We start from the raw sequence: 15,869 nt of genomic DNA, 5'->3' as shown, positions 1-15,869 counted from the left end.
TGGGGGCCGCCCTCTACTTACGCAACGGGTCTTCCCAGAAGTGCCGGTCGGCTTCCTGCTGGATATCCGCCCGCGACAGCCCCAGGTCGTGCAGCGTCGCATCGCTCAGGCGCGCCAGTTCATCGCGCTGGCGGTGCAACTCGTACCAGCGCAGGAACAGCCCGCCGGCATCGTGCAGCAAATGGTTCAGGGCCGATACCGGCCGGTGAGCAACATTGAAATGACCTTTCATCTTGACGCCCTCCTTGTGGATGGCTTCAGTCTCTGCCCAGGCCTAAGATCAATCCAACGAATGTTTCTGATGCCATGCATCTCGGAGATTGATGCAATGTCCCAGTATCAGAGTCTCGATGCCGACGTGCTGCGCACCTTCGTCGCCATTGCCGAGCAAGGCGGCTTCACCCGCGCCGGTGAAGTGGTCAACCGCACCCAGTCGGCGGTGAGCATGCAGATGAAGCGCCTGGAGGAAGACATCCTGCAGCGCCAGCTGTTCGAGCGCGATGGCCGCCAGGTACGCCTGACCGCCGAGGGCGAGGTGCTGCTGGGTTATGCCCGGCGCATCCTCAAGCTGCATGGCGAAGTGTTCAATACCCTGCGCATGCCGCACATGGTCGGGGTGGTGCGCATCGGCACCCCGGACGACTATGCCATGCGCTACCTGCCCGGCATCCTCACCCGCTTCGCCCAGGCGTACCCGCTGATCCATGTCGAGGTGCACTGCGACTCGTCGAAGCAGCTGATGCTGCGCCAGGACCTGGACCTGACCATCGTCACCCGTGAACCCGGCAACGAAGTCGGCCAGTTGCTGCGCCAGGAACGGCTGGTGTGGGCGGCAGCCCGAGGATACTGCCCACAGGAACAGCGGCCGATGCCGCTGGCGCTGTTCAACACCGACTGCTTCTGCCGCGCCTGGACCTGCAATGCCCTGGAGCAACAGGGCATCGAATACCGTATCGCCTACACCAGCCCCAGCCTGGCGGCGATCTTCGCCATCGTCAGCGCCGGGCTGGCGGTGACCGCGCAACTGCACAGCCTGGTTGGCGGCGAGCTGCGCATCCTCGGCGAGGACGATGGTCTGCCACAGTTGCACATGGCCAATGTGATGCTGCTGCGTAACGCGCAACAGCAGTCGCCGATCACCGATTGCATGGCCGAGTTCATTGTCGATGGGTTCAAGTAGCACGTCGAAACCATCGCGGGGCAAGCCCGCGCCCACGCATTCATACGTGGGAGCGGGCTTGCCCCGCGATCATTCTAGAGCTCGAACCCAAGCATCACAGCACACACCACCAGGAACACGCAGAACAGCGTGCGCAACACCTTCTCCGGCAACGCATGGGCCAGCTTCACCCCCCAGCTGATGCTGAGCAGCCCGCCCACCGCCAACGGAATGCCGACGCTCCAGTCAACACTCTGGTGAATCCCATAGGTCAGCAAGGTCACCGTGGTACTCGGCGCCGCCAGCGCCAGCGACAAGCCCTGGGCCACCACCTGGGTAGTGCCGAACACGGAGGTCAATATCGGCGTGGCCACCACGGCCCCACCCACCCCGAACAGCCCGCCCATGGTGCCGGCGAAGCTGCCCAGCACACCCAGCCACGGCCAGGGGTAGCGCAACTCACTGCTCGGCGGCCTCACCCGCAGGAACATCCGCGCCACGTTCCACACCGCCAGTGCCACCAGGAAGCCGACGAAGCCCAGGCGCATCGACTGGGCATCGATGCCCACCGCCCAGATCGAGCCCAGCCAGGCGAACAGGAAGCTGCACAGCGACAACGGCACGGCATGGCGCAGCTCGATGCGGTTGCGCTGGTGGTAGCGCCACAGCGCCAGCAGCACGTTCGGCACCACCATCACCAGCGCGGTGCCCTGGGCCAGTTGCTGGTCAAGGCCGAACAGCACGCCCAACGCAGGGATGGCGATCAGCCCGCCACCAATGCCGAACAACCCACCCATGGTGCCCAGCGCGGCGCCCAACACGATATACATCAACCACTCGATCATCAGCGCCTCATCCGCCTGCTCCTGAACAATGGCTGCATGCTACCCAGTCACGGCTGGCGGGGAAACGCACAGCAGCGCACAATGGCTGTGCGCCCTACGCACAAGCAGACCCGCCATGAGCCCCGATATCCTCACCGAACAACTGAGCCTGTTCCTCGACGTGCTGGAAACCGGCAGTTTCTCTGCCGCCGCCCGCCGCCACCCACTGACCCCGTCGGCCGTGGCACGGCGCATCGACAACCTGGAAAGCGCCGTCGGCAGCCGCCTGTTCGCCCGCAGTACCCATGCCGTGCGCCCCACGCCCGCCGGCAACGCCTTCGCCGAACGGGCCCGGCGCATCATCGAAGAGTTGCGCCTGGCACGGGCCGAGGCGGTGTCGTTGAGCAATGCCCCCGAGGGCTTGATCCGCATCGATGCCCCGGCGGCCTTCGGTCGCCGCCACCTGGCACCGGCCATTGCCGACTTCCTGGTGGCCTACCCCGGGCTGGACGTGCAGCTGCGCTTGATCGACAGCTTCGTCGACCTGCACGGCAGCCACCTGGGCGAGGTCGACCTGGTACTGCGCGCCGGCCCCCTGGCCGACACCCGTCTGGTGGCCACGCCGCTGGCCTACATGGTGCGCATCGCCTGCGCCAGCCCCGGGTACCTGGCCAGCCGTGGCGTACCCGCCTGCCCCAGCGAGCTGCCCGAACATGACGGCCTTGACTGGGACGGCCTGGCGCCGCCGTTCGCCTGGCGTTTCATGGTCGATGGCCAGGCGCGCCTGTACCGGCCCACGCGCATGCGCATGACCGCCAACAATGCCGAAACCCTGCTGTTCGGCGCACTGGCCGGCCTGGGCATCGCCCACCTGCCCACCTGGCTGATCAGCGACTACCTGCTGCGCGGCGAACTGCTGCCGCTGTTCTGCGACAACGGCCTGCCCGCGCCGGAGAGCAGCGGCATCTATGCGCTGCGCCTGGAACATGAAACGAACTCTCGCAGCCGCTTGCTGCTCGAATTCCTCAAGAGCCGCTTCAGCCCGGTGCCCCCCTGGGACCTGGCGCTGCGCAGCGAGCTGCGCTGGCAATGAGCGCGCCAACCTTCAGCGTGCTAGATTTTCCCCTACACCGATTTCAAGGACCTGCATGAACGCCAACACCCAAGCCCCCTGCGACGAGCTGCTGCTGGACAACCAGGTCTGCTTCGCCCTGCATTCGACGTCGCTGCTGATGACCAAGGTCTACAAGCCCCTGCTGCAGGCGCTGGGCCTGACCTACCCGCAATACCTGGCCATGCTGGTGCTGTGGGAGCAGGACGGCCTGACCGTGGGCGAGATCAGCCAGCACCTGCTCACCGACCCCGGCTCGCTCACCCCGCTGCTCAAGCGCCTGGAAAGCGAAGGGCTGCTCAAGCGCACCCGTAGCCGCGAAGACGAACGGGTGGTGCTGGTACAACTGACCGACAAGGGCCGCGCCCTGCAGCAGCAAGCCCGGGAGGTGCCGCACTGCATCCTCAAGGCCAGCGGCCGTACGGTCGAGCAACTGGCCAAGCTGCAGGCAGAACTGATCGAACTGCGCGCGAACCTGCAAAAAAACCTTTGACGACTATGCTGGGTGGTGGCCGTTCGGACAAATGGCCGAACATTTAACTTGCGCGCAAACTAATTGCGCGCTAAGTTTAATCCCGTACCCACCCAGCGCCCCTTCCATCAACGGGCGCACAGCATATGAACGAGGCTCAAGATGCAAAAGGTCACTCCGCTGTACATCGCAGAAGCCACCTCCACTGGCGGCCGCGACGGTAAATCCCGCTCCAGCGACGGCAAGCTGGAAGTCAAGCTGAGCACCCCTAAAGAGCTGGGCGGCGCTGGCGGTGACGGCACCAACCCCGAGCAGATGTTTGCCGCCGGCTACTCGGCCTGCTTCATCGGCGCCCTGAAGTTCGTCGCCGGCCAGGAGAAAAAGGCCCTGCCGGCCGATGCCTCGATCACCGCCAAGGTGGGTATCGGGCAGATTCCCGGTGGCTTCGGCCTGGACATCGACCTGCACATCAACCTGCCGGGCCTGGCCCAGGCCGATGCCGAAGGGCTGGTGGAGAAGGCGCACAAGGTCTGCCCTTACTCCAACGCTACCCGCGGCAATGTGGATGTGCGCTTGCATGTGACTGTCTGAGGACGCCATCGCGGGGCAAGTCGCAACGGCGCACCGCCGCCCCCACGTGGGAGCGGGCTTGCCCCGCGATGAAGGCGACACGGTTTCACAGGCACAAAAAAACCCGGCCGAGGCCGGGTTTTTCGTGCTCATCGCAAGAAGGATTACTTCTTGGAACGGCCCTTGAAGCTGTTGTCGCGAGTGTCGATGTCGATCCACTCGTCGATCTGGATGAAGTCGGCAACCGAGATCTCGGTACCGTTCTTCAGCTTGGCAGGCTTCATGACCTTGCCCGAGGTGTCGCCGCGAGCAGCGTTCTCGGTGTAGACAACCTGACGGCTGATGGTGGTCGGCAGTTCTACCGATACCAGGCGGCCTTCGAAGAACACGGCTTCGCAGATGTCTTCCATGCCTTCTTCGATGTACGGCAGAACGGCGTCGATGTCTTCGGCGTTCAGTTCGTACATGGTGTAGTCGGTGGTGTCCATGAAGGTGTACGAGTCACCGCTGATGAACGACAGGGTCGCTTCTTTGCGATCCAGGATCACGTCGTCCAGCTTGTCGTCCGCACCGTATACGGTTTCGGTCTTGTAGCCGGTCAGCAGGTTCTTCAGCTTGGTCTTCATGATCGCGCTGTTACGGCCCGACTTGGTGAACTCAGCTTTCTGAACCAGCCACGGGTCGTTATCGATCCGCAGTACGGTACCGGGTTTCAGCTCTTTACCAGTTTTCATTACGAAGTATCCGAATCTGGATGGATTTATAAAAATCGAGGCCGCGTATCATAGCGAATTTCGGTAAAACTGTACCAGTCTCGTGGCGAGGTCCGGCCGAGCGGCCTGTTCGGCGCACCACTGGCGGGCATGCATGCACAGTTCAGCCCAATGCGGCTGCAGCCTTTGCCAGGCCTGGCCCATCGGCTGATCCATGTTCCAGGCACGCCACATCGCGGTCAGCGCCTGGCCAGCGGCGTCCGACAGGCCGCGACGGTAAATGGCCAGGAAGGCTTCGAGCTTTTCCCAGTGGGCGTTCTCTTCCTGGATATAGATGTGCCACAGCATCGGCGCGCCGGCCCATTGCGCGCGCACGAACGAATCCTCGCCGCGCACGGCGTTGAAGTCGCAGCTCCACAGCAGCCTGTCGTAATCGTCCTGGCTGACGAACGGCAGCACCTGCACGGTCAAGGCGCCGCGCCGATGCAACGCCCCCACGGGCAGCGCAGGCTCGCCCAGCCAGCGGCCCAGGTCACCCAGGATGCGCCCCTGCGGCACCAGCAGGTGAACCGGCTGCGCATCGGCCGCCAGCACATCGAGCCAGTTGCACAACTGCGGGTTCTCGTAGGCGAACAGTGAAATCAGTCGCGCGCCGTCCTCGGGCACAACGCCTAACCCGGCGAGGAAGCTCGCGCGCTCGAACGCCTCGCGACGTGGCAGCAATGAGCGTTCGCGCAGCAGGCCACCGGTTTTTTCGGTGAAGCCTGGGAAGAAGAAGATCTTGCGCAGCCCGTTGGCCTGCGGCGAGGGCAGCCCATGGCAACCCTCGACCCAGTCCTCGGCACTGAGGTAGTCCAGGTTCAGCCACAAGGGTGGCTTGGGCTGCCGGGCCATGGCCTCGACGAACTGCGGCGGCAACTGGCAGGCAAAGGCCCCGATCACCACCTGGGCAGGCTCTGCGCCCTGCCATTCGGCGGCCCAGCGGCGCACCTCGACGCCCTCCTGCCATTGCTGCTCGGCCTTGCAGTCCAGCGCCGGGCACAGACGGGCGAAGGACTGCAGGTCATCCACCCACAGCCGCACGCCCTGCCCATGCTCGGCCACCAGCTGGCGGGCCAGGCGCCAGGTCACGCCGATGTCGCCATAGTTGTCGACGACCGTGCAGAAGATGTCCCAGGTGGTTTTCATCGCCACGTCCCGTTACCTGCAAAAAAGACCGCGGATTCTGCGCACAAATGCGCGCCGACAAAAGCGCCGCGCTAAAAAAACCTGCCACGCCATGCGACAATGCCGCCATCGATCCGCCCTGCCAGGAGGCCGCCATGCCCCGCTCCCGCGAACTGAAGATCACCCTCAAACCCGTGCAACTGATCCTGTGCGTCGCCTTCGGCCTGTGGCTGGGGGCCGTGGCCATTGTCCTGAGCCTATGGCTGGCGCTGCGCCTGTGGCCGGAACAGGTGCAGCCGGTGGCCCAGGCGGTCGCCCCGGCCATCGTCCAGCCGGCGCCCGCCAGCGCGCCCGCGCAACCGGTGGATGCCCAGGCGCAGATGTTCGAACGCTACAAGGACATCCTGCACCAGCAGCAATTGCAACAGGCGGCCGAAACCGCCCAGGGCAGCCCGCGCAACCTGAACAACCCCAAGTGCCAGTTCTGGCTGCAGCAGAACCGCACCGCGCCGACCGACAAGAGCCAGGCCAACGTGCTGGAGTTCTGCTACTGAGATGAACAAGACCAGCCTGCTGCAGCGCATCATCGCCACCCTCGAGCACGACATGGAAGTGCTGCGCCAGGCGGCCCAGACTGCCTACGAGACGGCCACCGCCGAAGAGAACATCGCCGAGAACAAGTACGATACCCTGGGGCTGGAGGCGTCCTATCTCGCCACTGGCCAGGCCCGGCGCACCGCCGAGATCCGCCAGGCGCTGCTGACTTATCAGCAACTGGTGCTGCGCGACTATGACCCGGCGCGGGGCATCCAGATCGGCTGCCTGGTAACCCTGGAAGATGAAGACGGCCACCAGCGCCTGTTGTTCCTCGGGCCGGAGGGGGCCGGGCTGAAGATTGGCGAAGGTGATGCCCTGGTGACGGTGATCACCCCGCGTGCGCCGCTGGGGCAACAACTGCTGGGCAAGAAGCTGGATGACGAGGTGAGCCTGGTGGTGAATGGCGTCGTGCAGGTGCAATTCATTGTCGGCGTTGCCTGATCCATCGCCATCGCGGGGCAAGCCCGCTCCCACGATACTGAATTGCCCCAGAAAAGCTGGACAGATCAGCTAGCGGATTGGTGTCCAACTTCTTGGGGGCAGTCCAGTATCGTGGGAGCGGGCTTGCCCCGCGATGGTCATTGCAACGCGTTGAACCGCCCCGCCAAGCCCTGTTCGGCAAACTGCTCCACCACAAAATCGATGAACGCCCGGGTCTTGCCCGGCAACAGCTTGTGTTCGGCGTAATACAGGCTGATGTTGCCATCGTCCACGTACCAGTCCGGCAGCACCCGCTGCAGCCTGCCCTCGGTCAGGTACGGCAAGGCAAACGGCAAACTCACCAGGGCAATTCCCAGCCCCTGCCCGGCCACGGCGCAGGCGGCATCGGAGTCGCTCATGGTCATGCTCTGCGGCAATTGCAGCGGGCACTGCTCCTGCCAACGGCTGGTCAGCGGCCAGGCCCGCACGCGGCCGGTCTGCGGCGAGCGGATCAGGATGCCTTCATGCTGCACCAGCGCACTGGGATGCTCGATCGGCGGGCGCCGCTGCAGGTACGCCGGCGCGGCCACCAGCACCCGGTGCGCCGGGGTCAGCTTGCGCGCCACCACCCCCAGCGGCAGCTCGAAACCACCGCCGATGGCGGCATCGAAGCCCTGCCCGATCAGGTCGACCTGGCGGTTGTCGAAATGCCAGTCCGGGGTGATCGCCGGGTAACGCCGCAAGAACTCCCCCAGTAGCGGCAGCACATACAGCCGCCCGAACACCGTGCCCATGCTCACCCGCAGCACACCCGCCGGCTGGCCCTCGGCGCTGGCCAGGTTGGCCATGGCGTACTGGATGGTGCGTAAGCTGTCACTGACTTCCCCCAGAAATCGTTGCCCCGCCTCGGTCAGGGTCAGCTTGCGGGTACTACGCTGGAACAACCGCACGCCCAGGCGCGCTTCCAACTGGGCGACGTTCTTGCCGACCGCCGCCGGGGTCAGCGACAGGCGCCGGGCAGCTTCGGCAAAGCTGCCTACTTCAGCGCTGCGAACAAAGCATTCAAGGTGACTGAACGATTCCATGGCTTGGATTCTCAACCAACGGTTTACTCTGATGATCGTGATTACCATCTTATCAGTGGGTAATCATCGGTCGATACTGCGCCCATCCAAGGCAACCTGCCTTGCTTGAATACTGGAGATCAGCATGTCCCAAGCACTTCCCCTGAGCGGCAAAGTGGCCCTGGTCCAGGGCGGTTCCCGTGGCATCGGCGCGGCCATCGTGCGCCGCCTGGCCCGTGACGGCGCCAAGGTGGCCTTCACCTATGTCAGCTCCGCCGCCACCGCCGAAGCCCTGGCCGGCGAGATCAACAACGCGGGCGGCCAGGCCCTGGCCCTGCGCGCCGACAGCGCCGAGGCCGCGGCCGTGCAGCAGGCCGTGGCCGACACGGTCAAGGCCTTCGGTGGGCTCGACATCCTGGTCAACAATGCCGGCGTGCTGGCGGTGGCGCCGGTGGCCGAGTTCGACCTGGCCGATTTCGACCGCATCCTGGCGGTCAATGTGCGCAGCGTGTTCGTCGCCACCCAGGCGGCGGCGAAACACATGGGCCAGGGTGGGCGGGTCATCAACATCGGCAGCACCAACGCCGAGCGCATGCCGTTTGCCGGCGGCGCGCCCTATGCCATGAGCAAGTCGGCGCTGGTCGGCCTGACCAAAGGCCTGGCCCGTGACCTGGGGCCGCAGGGCATCACCGTGAACAACGTGCAGCCAGGGCCGGTGGACACCGACATGAACCCGGCCAGCGGCGACTTCGCCGACAGCCTGATCCCGCTGATGGCCATCGGTCGGTACGGGCATGTGGAGGAGATCGCCAGCTTCGTGGCCTATCTGGCTGGGCCGGAGGCGGGGTACATCACCGGCGCCAGCTTGACGGCCGATGGTGGCTTCGCGGCCTGAGACACGCCTCGCCTGGCAGGCCTCATCGCTGGCAAGCCAGCTCCCACAGGGATCAGGCAATACACTGTGGGAGCCGGCTTGCCGGCGATGGGGCCAGCACAGGCAGCCACAGACTCAGCCATCTGTACCCAGGCTCTGCTCCATTACCTGCAGAAACGCCCGCGCCGCCGGCGTCGGGCTGGGCGACCACACCGCATACAAATGCCGTACCGGCGCATCCAGCAACGGCACCACCGCCACCCCGGCAAAACCCCGGGCGATCCGCTCCGGCACCAGCCCCACGGCCATGCCGCGCTGGACGAACTTTTCCACCAGGCGAATATGGCCGATCTCGAACTGCACCCGATGCACCAACCCCGCCGCCTGGAATGCTTCGTCGGTCTGCCGGCGCGCGCCAGTGCCTTCGGGGAAGTCCACCAGCACCTCGGCGGCCAGGTCCGCCAGGGCCAGCTGCGCCCTGCCCGCCAAGGCATGCGTGGGCGGCAGCACCGCCACCAGTTCCTCACGCGCCAGCAGGCGATGCTGCACGCCCTGCAGCACCTCGCCCTGCCACAAACCAACAAACCCCACGTCCAGGCGCCGCTCGCACACGTCGGCCATCAACAGTTCGCTCTTGGCGGTCAGCCAGCGCACGTCCACATCCGGGTGGCGGCGATGGAACTCCGCCAGCAGGTCGACCAGGTCGAGCGCGGTAAGCGAACTGATTTCGCCGATCGACAGGCGCCCGCGCACCTGGCCACAGGCGGCGGCCACGTCATCGGCAACGCGCCTGGCGGCCTCCAGCGCCGGCCGGGCACTGAGCACGAAGGCTTCACCGGCGTGGGTCAGGCGTACCCGCCGCGAGCTGCGCTCGAACAGGCTTACCCCCAGTTGGGCCTCCAGCCGCGCCACCTGGTGGCTGAGCGCCGACTGCACCACATGGCAGCGCTCGGCAGCGCGGGTGAAACTGCCGGTGTCGGCCACCGCCAGGGCGTATTCGAGCTGCTTGAGATTCATCGATCTATCTGCTTTTTAGATGGACATGCTGAAAACTATACATTGGCGTCATGCAAGACACTTCCTGATACTTGTTGCCATTCCACCTTGCCTGCCACGAGACGACCATGAACGCCCCCACTCTCAGCCGCGCCCTGATCCTGCTGATGGCCACCGCCACCGGGCTGGCCGTGGCCAGCAACTACTACGCCCAACCGCTGTTGCACAGCATCGCCGAACAGTTCGGCCTCAGCACCGCCGGCGCCGGCACCATCGTCATCGCCGCCCAGCTCAGCTATGGCGCCGGCCTGTTATTGCTGGCACCGCTGGGTGACCTGTTCGAACAGCGCCGGCTGATCGTGACCATGGTGCTGATCGCCACCGCCGGCCTGGTCATCAGCGCCTGCGCGCCGAGCCTGCCCTGGCTGATCCTCGGCACCGCGCTGACCGGGCTGTTCTCGGTGGTGGCGCAGATCCTGGTGCCGATGGCCGCCGCCCTCAGCGCCCCGGACCAGCGCGGTCGCGCCGTGGGCACGCTGATGAGCGGCCTGCTGCTGGGCATTTTGCTGGCGCGCACCGCCGCCGGCTTCATGGCCGAACTGGGCGGCTGGCGCAGCATCTACGTACTGGCTGCTGTGCTGATGGCAATCACCGCCCTCGCCCTCTACCGCAGCCTGCCACAGCACCACAGCCACGCCGGGCTCAAGTACCCGGCGCTGATCGGCTCGGTGTTCCGCCTGTTCATCGAAGAGCCGGTACTGCGTTTGCGTTCACTGCTGGGCTTGCTGGCGTTCAGCCTGTTCGCGCTGTTCTGGACGCCGTTGGCGTTCCTGCTGAGCAACCCGCCGTACCACTATTCCGACGCAGTGATCGGTCTGTTCGGCCTGGCCGGTGCGGCCGGGGCGCTGGCAGCCAACTGGGCCGGGCGCCTGGCCGACCGCGGCAAGGGTTCGCTGGGCACCACGGTGGGCCTGGTGGCGCTGCTGCTGTCGTGGCTGCCGCTGGGCTTTGCGCAAAGCTCGCTGGCGGCGCTGCTGCTGGGCGTGCTGCTGCTGGACCTGGCGGTGCAGCTGGTGCACGTGAGCAACCAGAATGCGGTGATCGTGCTGCGCCCTGAAGCGCGTACACGGCTCAATGCCGGCTACATCACCTGCTATTTCATCGGCGGCGCGCTGGGCTCGTTGCTGGGGACGCAGTTGTTCCAGTCGTACGGCTGGAACGGGATCGTCGCCGCCGGGGTGGTGATCGGCGCCGTGGCGCTGGTTGTGTGGGGGTTGGCGGAGCGCAGGCGCGGGAAGCTGGTCGTAACAGCCTGAAAATACAACGCAGGCTTAAGGGGCAGCGTAATTCGTGTGGGAGCGGGTTTACCGGAGTGCCGGACCACCGCGAAACAGGCAGCACGGTGGATGGCACCGGCTGCGCCGGTGTTCGCGGGCAAGCCCGCTCCCACAGGGATCGCGCTAGCTTTAGCAGTTGAGCAAGACAGTTGCTCCTACAAGGGTTTGTGCATGGCCTGGAGTCAGCCTGACTTGCCTACGCCAAACGCCTCATCCACCCGCGCCAGCTGCGTCTCGCTCAACACCCCCGCCTGGTAGTGCAGCTTGATCCAGGCCAGCAGGTAGTCATACCGCGCCTGGGCCAGGTCGCGGCGGGTGGTGGCCAGCTGTTGCTCGGCATTGAGCACATCCAGGTTGACCCGCTCGCCGCCCTGCACGCTCTTGCGCGTCGACACCACCAACGCCTCGGCCGCCACCTGCGCACGCTCGTAGGCACGCAGCCGGCTGGCCCCGGACTGACAGGCGTTGTACTGCCTGCGCAGCTCGATCAGGGCGCTGCGGGTAGTGCCGTCCATGGCATATTCGGCCTGCTCCAGCTGCCGGCTGGCCTGGCGGGTCGAGGCCGAGACGGCGCCACCGGCGAAGATCGGCACGCTGACCTCGATGCCGACGGTGTTGGTGTCGTAGCGCTGGTTGTAGGTGTTGCCGCTGTCCGACTCCTGGCGCCGCGAGGTGGCGAACGCGGTGACCCTGGGCAGGTGCCCGGCACGGTTGCGTTCCACCTCCTGACGCGCCACTTCCACCGCCTGACGCGACGATGCCAGCTGTGGATTGTTGGCCACGGCCCGCTCCTGCCAGGCCTCATAGCCGCTCGGCTCGACCGGCGGCAGGACGAAACCGGCTTGCAGCGGCGCCAGGTCCTCGACCCGCACCGCAGGCTCGCCGATCAACGCGCCCAGCTCGCGCAGCGCGGCATCCTGCTCGTTGCGCGCCTGAATCTCCTCGGCATCGGCCAACTCGAAACGGGCCTGGGCTTCGAGGATATCGGTGCGAGTGCCTTCACCGGCATCGAACAGCCGTTGGTTCTGCTGGAACTGCTGGCGGTAGGCCTGTTTGCTGGCCACGCTGATGGCGATCTGGTCCTGGGCGAACAGCGCCTTGGTGTAGCTGGTCATCACCCGCACCAACAGTTGCTGGCTCTGATCGCGGAAGTTCTCGTCGGCATACAGCGCCTGGGCCACGCCCTTGCGGTAGCTCGAATAGGCCTGGTAATCGAACAAGGGCTGCTGCAGGGTGAAGCTCGAACCCATGCTGTTGTAGTTGCGGTCCTCAGTCTGGCGCCGCGAATCCCCCAGGTAGGACACCTCGGAATCGTTGCGGCCGCGGTTGTAGTTGTACGACAGGTTCGGCAGCAGCCCGGCGCGGCCGATGTCACGGTAGGCCTGGCCGGCCTCGTGCTCCTTGAAGGCGGCCAGGTAGGTCGGGTCGCGGCGCAGCGCCTGCTCGTAGACCTGGAACGGCCCCATGGCCGCCTGCGCGGCCGGCGGCAGCCAGGCACAGGCCGCCAGCAGCCCGATCAATTGCAGCTTGTTCACACGCAGTCCTTATTGTTCGGTCAAGGCGCTGCCTGCACGGTCGAGCAGGGGCTTGAACAGGTAGTTGAGCAGCGAGCGTTCGCCGGTACGTACGAACAGTTCGGCGGGCATGCCCGGGCGGATCGACAGCCCTTGCAGGCGTGCCAGCGCCGCGTCGCTGACGCTGCTGCGCAGTACGTAATACGGCTGGCCGGTGCGTTCGTCGATCAGCTGGTCGGCCGACACCAGCGCCACTTCGCCGGTGACCCTGGGCGTGCGGTTCTGGTTGAACGCGGTGAACAGGATGTCCACCGGCAGCTGTGGCGCCACCTTGTCCACCAGGTTGACCGGCAGGCGCCCTTCCACCTCCAGCGCGGTGCCCTGGGGGACGATTTCCAGCAAGGTGTCACCGGCACGCACCACCGCGCCCTCGGTGTGCACGCCCAGGTTCACCGCGATGCCGTCGGCCGGGGCGAGGATCTCGCTGTGCTGCAGGTCGAAACGCGCGGAATTGAGCTGCTGTTCGAGGGTCGCCGCTTTCACCTGGGCCTCGGCCAGCTGGCTGCGCACTTCTTTCTGGTACTCCTCGCGGCGCTGCTGCAGGTTGAGCCGCGCCTCGACGATCACCTGTTCAAGCCGTGCGCTTTCGCCAGCGTTCTGCGCCAGGTCACGCTGCACCTGCGACAGCTGGCGCTGGTACTCCAGCACCCGGTTGCGCGGGATGTAGCCCTCGCCGGCCAGCGGCCGCAGGCTGTCCAGCTGCTCGCGCAACGAATCGGCCTGGGCCTGCAGGTCGCCGCGGGCGCGGCGCATGCCGGCCAACTGGCCCTGGGAGCCATCGATGCTGGCGGCCAGGGCGCCCTGCTCGCGGGCCAGGGCCTGGCGCCGGCTGTCGAACAACTGGCGCTGGCCTTCGAGGATCAGCCCCAGCCTGGGGTCGGCATCGGCGCTGAGCTCGGCGGGAAACTGCAACTGGCCAAGGTTGTCGCGCTCGCTCTGCCAGCGCGCCAGGCTGGCGCGGCTCATGCGGTACTGGGCCTGCAGCGCGTCCACATCGGCCTGCACCTGGGTGCGGTCGAGGCGAAACAGCGGCTCGCCCTGGCGCACCTGCTGGCCCTCGCTGACCAGGATCCGGCTGACCACGCCGGCCGCCATGGACTGCACCGCCTTGCGCTTGCCCGACACCACCACCGTGCCTTGCACCGGCACGCCCTGGTCGAGCGGCGCCAGGCTGGCCCAGGCCATGAATCCGCCAAAGCCGACCAGGGTCAGCAGCCAACCCAGGCGCACATGGAAACGCGCATCGCGCTCATGCCGGCTCATGCGCCACCTCCAGCCTGCAAAGGGCGTTGCGCCGGGCCTTGGCCGAGGGCGTGGAGAATGTCGCGGGCCGGGCCGAAGCCCTGCATGCGTCCTTCGTTGAGCACCAGCAGTTTGTCGGCCTGGGCCAGTGCCGCGCTGCGGTGCGTGACCAGCACCACGGTGCGGCCCTGGGCCTTGAGCTGCATCAGGGCGCTGGCCAGGGCGGCTTCGCCGGGGCTGTCGAGGTTGGAGTTGGGCTCGTCGAGTACGATCAGGCAGGGGTTGCCATACAGCGCGCGGGCCAGGGCAATGCGTTGCTTCTGCCCGCCGGACAGGTCGGCGCCCGCCTCGCCCAGGCGGGTGTCGTAGCCCTGGGGCAGGCGCAGGATCAGCTCATGTACCCCGGCCAGACGCGCGGCTTCGACCACTTTCTGGCCGTCCAGCTCGCCGAAGCGGGCGATGTTCTCGGCAATGCTGCCGCGCAGCAGCTCGATGTTCTGCGGCAGGTAGCCAATGTGCGGGCCAAGGGCTTCACGGTCCCATTGCTTGAGCTCGGCGCCATCCAGGCGCACATGCCCGGCCAGGCTCGGCCATACGCCGACCAGCACCTTGGCCAGGGTCGACTTGCCCGAACCCGAGGCCCCCAGCACGCCCAGCAGTTCACCCGGTGCCAGGCTGAAGCTCACCTGCGCCAGCGTGGCCAGGTTGCGCCCGGGCGGACCGGCGCTGAGCTGCTCCACCGCCAGGGCACCGGTGGGTGCCGGCAACGGCATGGGCGCCGGTGGCTCGGGGTGATCGTGCAACAAGCTGCCCAGGCGCTGGTAGGCCAGCTGGGCGCCGCTCCACTGCTTCCACACCGCGATCAGCTGGTCTATCGGGCTGAGCACCCGGCCCATGAGGATGGAACCGGCGATCATCATGCCGGGTGTCATCTGCCCCTCTATCACCAACAGTGCGCCCAGGCCCAGTACCAGCGATTGCAGGCACAGGCGCAGGCCCTTGCTGCTGGCGGTTATCACCGCCGAGGTGTCGCTGGCGCGGTTCTGCAGGTCGAGGAAGCGCCCGTGCAGGGCGAACCAGCGCTGGCGCAGGGCGCCGAGCATGCCCATGGCCTGGATGCTTTCGGCGCTCTGCAGCTGGCTTGCCGCGAGCATGGTCGATTGCTGCTGGACGTTGCTGGCCTCGGCCAGGGTGGCATGGGTCAGGCGCTCGTTGAGCACGGCCAGGCCGACCAACAGCAATGCGCCGACCGTGGCCATCACCCCGAGCCACACATTGAACAGGTAGATCACCGCCAGGTAGAGGGGGAACCAGGGGGCATCGAAGAAGGCGAACAATGCAGGCCCGGTGACGAACTGGCGCAGTTGGGTGAGGTCGTTCAACGCTTGCCCGGCAGCGCCGTCACGCTGGCGCAAGTTACGCTCGAAGGCGGCGCGATACACACTCAGGTTGAAACTTTTCTCCAACTGGTTACCCACGCGGATAACAATGAAACTGCGCACCGCCTCGAGCGCACCGATATATACGAAAAAGCCGACGACCATCAAGGTCAGCATCCACAAGGTTGTGGTGTTCTGCGAACTCAGTACACGGTCGTACACTTGCAACATATAAATGGAAGGTACCAGCATCAATACATTGATCAGTGCGGTAAAACAGCCAACGCTGATCAAGGTCGACTTGTAATTGCCGAGCGCCGCCCACAAGGGTGCCCCGGGCTTTTGGCTCGGTTGTTTCATGTTTCGCCCT

The 15,869-nt window shown here is 66.0% G+C and carries 17 protein-coding genes; 8 read left to right on the top strand and 9 right to left on the bottom strand.

The genetic code is table 11. The features are described 5' to 3' along the window. Window positions 1-13: 13 nt before the first annotated feature. Complete coding sequence (locus tag RTH46_RS19520; protein ID WP_316906387.1) at window positions 14-232, bottom strand: DUF1127 domain-containing protein; 219 nt, start codon at window positions 230-232, stop codon at window positions 14-16. Window positions 233-328: 96 nt separating this feature from the next. Between RTH46_RS19520 and RTH46_RS19515 the strand changes: the two genes are divergently transcribed. Beyond that, the gene (locus tag RTH46_RS19515) at window positions 329-1,180 is read left to right on the top strand and encodes a LysR substrate-binding domain-containing protein (RefSeq protein ID WP_153786883.1); all 852 of its coding nucleotides are present in this window, start codon (window positions 329-331) and stop codon (window positions 1,178-1,180) included. Window positions 1,181-1,254: 74 nt separating this feature from the next. On the opposite strand, the gene RTH46_RS19510 is transcribed toward RTH46_RS19515, so the two are convergent. Continuing rightward, window positions 1,255-2,004, bottom strand: coding sequence for a sulfite exporter TauE/SafE family protein (locus tag RTH46_RS19510; protein ID WP_110996497.1), 750 nt, complete (start codon window positions 2,002-2,004; stop codon window positions 1,255-1,257). Window positions 2,005-2,119: 115 nt separating this feature from the next. On the opposite strand from RTH46_RS19510, the gene RTH46_RS19505 reads away from it, so the two are divergent. The 3 genes from RTH46_RS19505 to RTH46_RS19495 all read left to right on the top strand — a co-directional run bounded on the left by RTH46_RS19505 (window position 2,120) and on the right by RTH46_RS19495 (window position 4,157). After that, window positions 2,120-3,076 carry a LysR family transcriptional regulator gene (locus RTH46_RS19505; RefSeq protein ID WP_316906386.1) on the top strand — a complete coding sequence of 319 codons (957 nt, stop codon included), beginning with the start codon at window positions 2,120-2,122 and terminating at the stop codon, window positions 3,074-3,076. A gap of 55 nt (window positions 3,077-3,131) precedes the next feature. Next, window positions 3,132-3,587, top strand: a complete 456-nt coding sequence (locus RTH46_RS19500; protein ID WP_279846085.1) for a MarR family winged helix-turn-helix transcriptional regulator — start codon at window positions 3,132-3,134, stop codon at window positions 3,585-3,587. 141 nt (window positions 3,588-3,728) lie between these two features. Then, window positions 3,729-4,157: an organic hydroperoxide resistance protein gene (locus tag RTH46_RS19495; RefSeq protein ID WP_023632623.1), complete on the top strand. Its 429-nt coding sequence runs from the start codon at window positions 3,729-3,731 to the stop codon at window positions 4,155-4,157. Window positions 4,158-4,300: 143 nt separating this feature from the next. Here the strand turns inward: RTH46_RS19495 and efp are convergent, their stop codons facing one another. Continuing rightward, complete coding sequence (gene efp, locus RTH46_RS19490; protein ID WP_060483780.1) at window positions 4,301-4,870, bottom strand: elongation factor P; 570 nt, start codon at window positions 4,868-4,870, stop codon at window positions 4,301-4,303. 48 nt (window positions 4,871-4,918) lie between these two features. Further along, on the bottom strand, window positions 4,919-6,037 hold the full coding sequence (gene earP, locus RTH46_RS19485) for an elongation factor P maturation arginine rhamnosyltransferase EarP (RefSeq protein ID WP_316906385.1): 1,119 nt from the start codon (window positions 6,035-6,037) through the stop codon (window positions 4,919-4,921). Window positions 6,038-6,171: 134 nt separating this feature from the next. On the opposite strand from earP, the gene RTH46_RS19480 reads away from it, so the two are divergent. After that, entirely contained in the window at window positions 6,172-6,570 is a 399-nt protein-coding gene (locus tag RTH46_RS19480; RefSeq protein ID WP_153786888.1) for a hypothetical protein, read from the top strand. Window position 6,571: 1 nt separating this feature from the next. Next, window positions 6,572-7,054 carry a GreA/GreB family elongation factor gene (locus tag RTH46_RS19475; RefSeq protein ID WP_153786889.1) on the top strand — a complete coding sequence of 161 codons (483 nt, stop codon included), beginning with the start codon at window positions 6,572-6,574 and terminating at the stop codon, window positions 7,052-7,054. A gap of 137 nt (window positions 7,055-7,191) precedes the next feature. On the opposite strand, the gene RTH46_RS19470 is transcribed toward RTH46_RS19475, so the two are convergent. After that, window positions 7,192-8,118 carry a LysR family transcriptional regulator gene (locus RTH46_RS19470; RefSeq protein WP_316906384.1) on the bottom strand — a complete coding sequence of 309 codons (927 nt, stop codon included), beginning with the start codon at window positions 8,116-8,118 and terminating at the stop codon, window positions 7,192-7,194. 118 nt (window positions 8,119-8,236) lie between these two features. Here RTH46_RS19470 and RTH46_RS19465 point away from each other — a divergent pair, with 118 nt between their 5' ends. Further along, window positions 8,237-8,992 carry a 3-oxoacyl-ACP reductase family protein gene (locus RTH46_RS19465; RefSeq protein ID WP_410478583.1) on the top strand — a complete coding sequence of 252 codons (756 nt, stop codon included), beginning with the start codon at window positions 8,237-8,239 and terminating at the stop codon, window positions 8,990-8,992. 114 nt (window positions 8,993-9,106) lie between these two features. Here the strand turns inward: RTH46_RS19465 and RTH46_RS19460 are convergent, their stop codons facing one another. Continuing rightward, window positions 9,107-9,988 carry a LysR substrate-binding domain-containing protein gene (locus RTH46_RS19460; RefSeq protein ID WP_153786892.1) on the bottom strand — a complete coding sequence of 294 codons (882 nt, stop codon included), beginning with the start codon at window positions 9,986-9,988 and terminating at the stop codon, window positions 9,107-9,109. A gap of 107 nt (window positions 9,989-10,095) precedes the next feature. Between RTH46_RS19460 and RTH46_RS19455 the strand changes: the two genes are divergently transcribed. After that, window positions 10,096-11,283: an MFS transporter gene (locus tag RTH46_RS19455; RefSeq protein WP_153786893.1), complete on the top strand. Its 1,188-nt coding sequence runs from the start codon at window positions 10,096-10,098 to the stop codon at window positions 11,281-11,283. A gap of 203 nt (window positions 11,284-11,486) precedes the next feature. Here RTH46_RS19455 and RTH46_RS19450 read toward each other — a convergent pair whose 3' ends face one another. The 3 genes from RTH46_RS19450 to RTH46_RS19440 are packed head-to-tail and all read right to left on the bottom strand — an operon-like array spanning window position 11,487 to window position 15,859. After that, entirely contained in the window at window positions 11,487-12,839 is a 1,353-nt protein-coding gene (locus RTH46_RS19450; protein WP_410478582.1) for a TolC family outer membrane protein, read from the bottom strand. A 9-nt stretch (window positions 12,840-12,848) separates the two neighbouring features. Beyond that, window positions 12,849-14,141, bottom strand: a complete 1,293-nt coding sequence (locus tag RTH46_RS19445; protein ID WP_279846077.1) for an HlyD family type I secretion periplasmic adaptor subunit — start codon at window positions 14,139-14,141, stop codon at window positions 12,849-12,851. Further along, a complete protein-coding gene (locus tag RTH46_RS19440) occupies window positions 14,138-15,859 on the bottom strand; it encodes a type I secretion system permease/ATPase (RefSeq protein ID WP_153786895.1) in 1,722 nt (573 codons plus the stop codon). Before RTH46_RS19440 ends, RTH46_RS19445 begins: the two co-directional genes overlap by 4 nt. Between the last annotated feature and the right edge of the window lie 10 nt (window positions 15,860-15,869).

This window comes from Pseudomonas sp. zfem004, from assembly GCF_032621715.1.
Taxonomy (GTDB): Bacteria; Pseudomonadota; Gammaproteobacteria; order Pseudomonadales; family Pseudomonadaceae; genus Aquipseudomonas; species Aquipseudomonas sichuanensis.
The sequence above is the reverse complement of the archived record's forward strand: the minus strand, read 5'-3'. Positions and strand labels throughout refer to the sequence as shown.

Bases quoted from the DNA above. Each gene is read 5' to 3' on its own strand.
- RTH46_RS19520 (WP_316906387.1), bottom strand. From the start codon at position 232: ATGAAAGGTCATTTCAATGTTGCTCACCGGCCGGTATCGGCCCTGAAC.
- RTH46_RS19515 (WP_153786883.1), top strand. From the start codon at position 329: ATGTCCCAGTATCAGAGTCTCGATGCCGACGTGCTGCGCACCTTCGTC.
- RTH46_RS19510 (WP_110996497.1), bottom strand. From the start codon at position 2,004: ATGATCGAGTGGTTGATGTATATCGTGTTGGGCGCCGCGCTGGGCACC.
- RTH46_RS19505 (WP_316906386.1), top strand. From the start codon at position 2,120: ATGAGCCCCGATATCCTCACCGAACAACTGAGCCTGTTCCTCGACGTG.
- RTH46_RS19500 (WP_279846085.1), top strand. From the start codon at position 3,132: ATGAACGCCAACACCCAAGCCCCCTGCGACGAGCTGCTGCTGGACAAC.
- RTH46_RS19495 (WP_023632623.1), top strand. From the start codon at position 3,729: ATGCAAAAGGTCACTCCGCTGTACATCGCAGAAGCCACCTCCACTGGC.
- efp (WP_060483780.1), bottom strand. From the start codon at position 4,870: ATGAAAACTGGTAAAGAGCTGAAACCCGGTACCGTACTGCGGATCGAT.
- earP (WP_316906385.1), bottom strand. From the start codon at position 6,037: ATGAAAACCACCTGGGACATCTTCTGCACGGTCGTCGACAACTATGGC.
- RTH46_RS19480 (WP_153786888.1), top strand. From the start codon at position 6,172: ATGCCCCGCTCCCGCGAACTGAAGATCACCCTCAAACCCGTGCAACTG.
- RTH46_RS19475 (WP_153786889.1), top strand. From the start codon at position 6,572: ATGAACAAGACCAGCCTGCTGCAGCGCATCATCGCCACCCTCGAGCAC.
- RTH46_RS19470 (WP_316906384.1), bottom strand. From the start codon at position 8,118: ATGGAATCGTTCAGTCACCTTGAATGCTTTGTTCGCAGCGCTGAAGTA.
- RTH46_RS19460 (WP_153786892.1), bottom strand. From the start codon at position 9,988: ATGAATCTCAAGCAGCTCGAATACGCCCTGGCGGTGGCCGACACCGGC.
- RTH46_RS19455 (WP_153786893.1), top strand. From the start codon at position 10,096: ATGAACGCCCCCACTCTCAGCCGCGCCCTGATCCTGCTGATGGCCACC.
- RTH46_RS19445 (WP_279846077.1), bottom strand. From the start codon at position 14,141: ATGAGCCGGCATGAGCGCGATGCGCGTTTCCATGTGCGCCTGGGTTGG.
- RTH46_RS19440 (WP_153786895.1), bottom strand. From the start codon at position 15,859: ATGAAACAACCGAGCCAAAAGCCCGGGGCACCCTTGTGGGCGGCGCTC.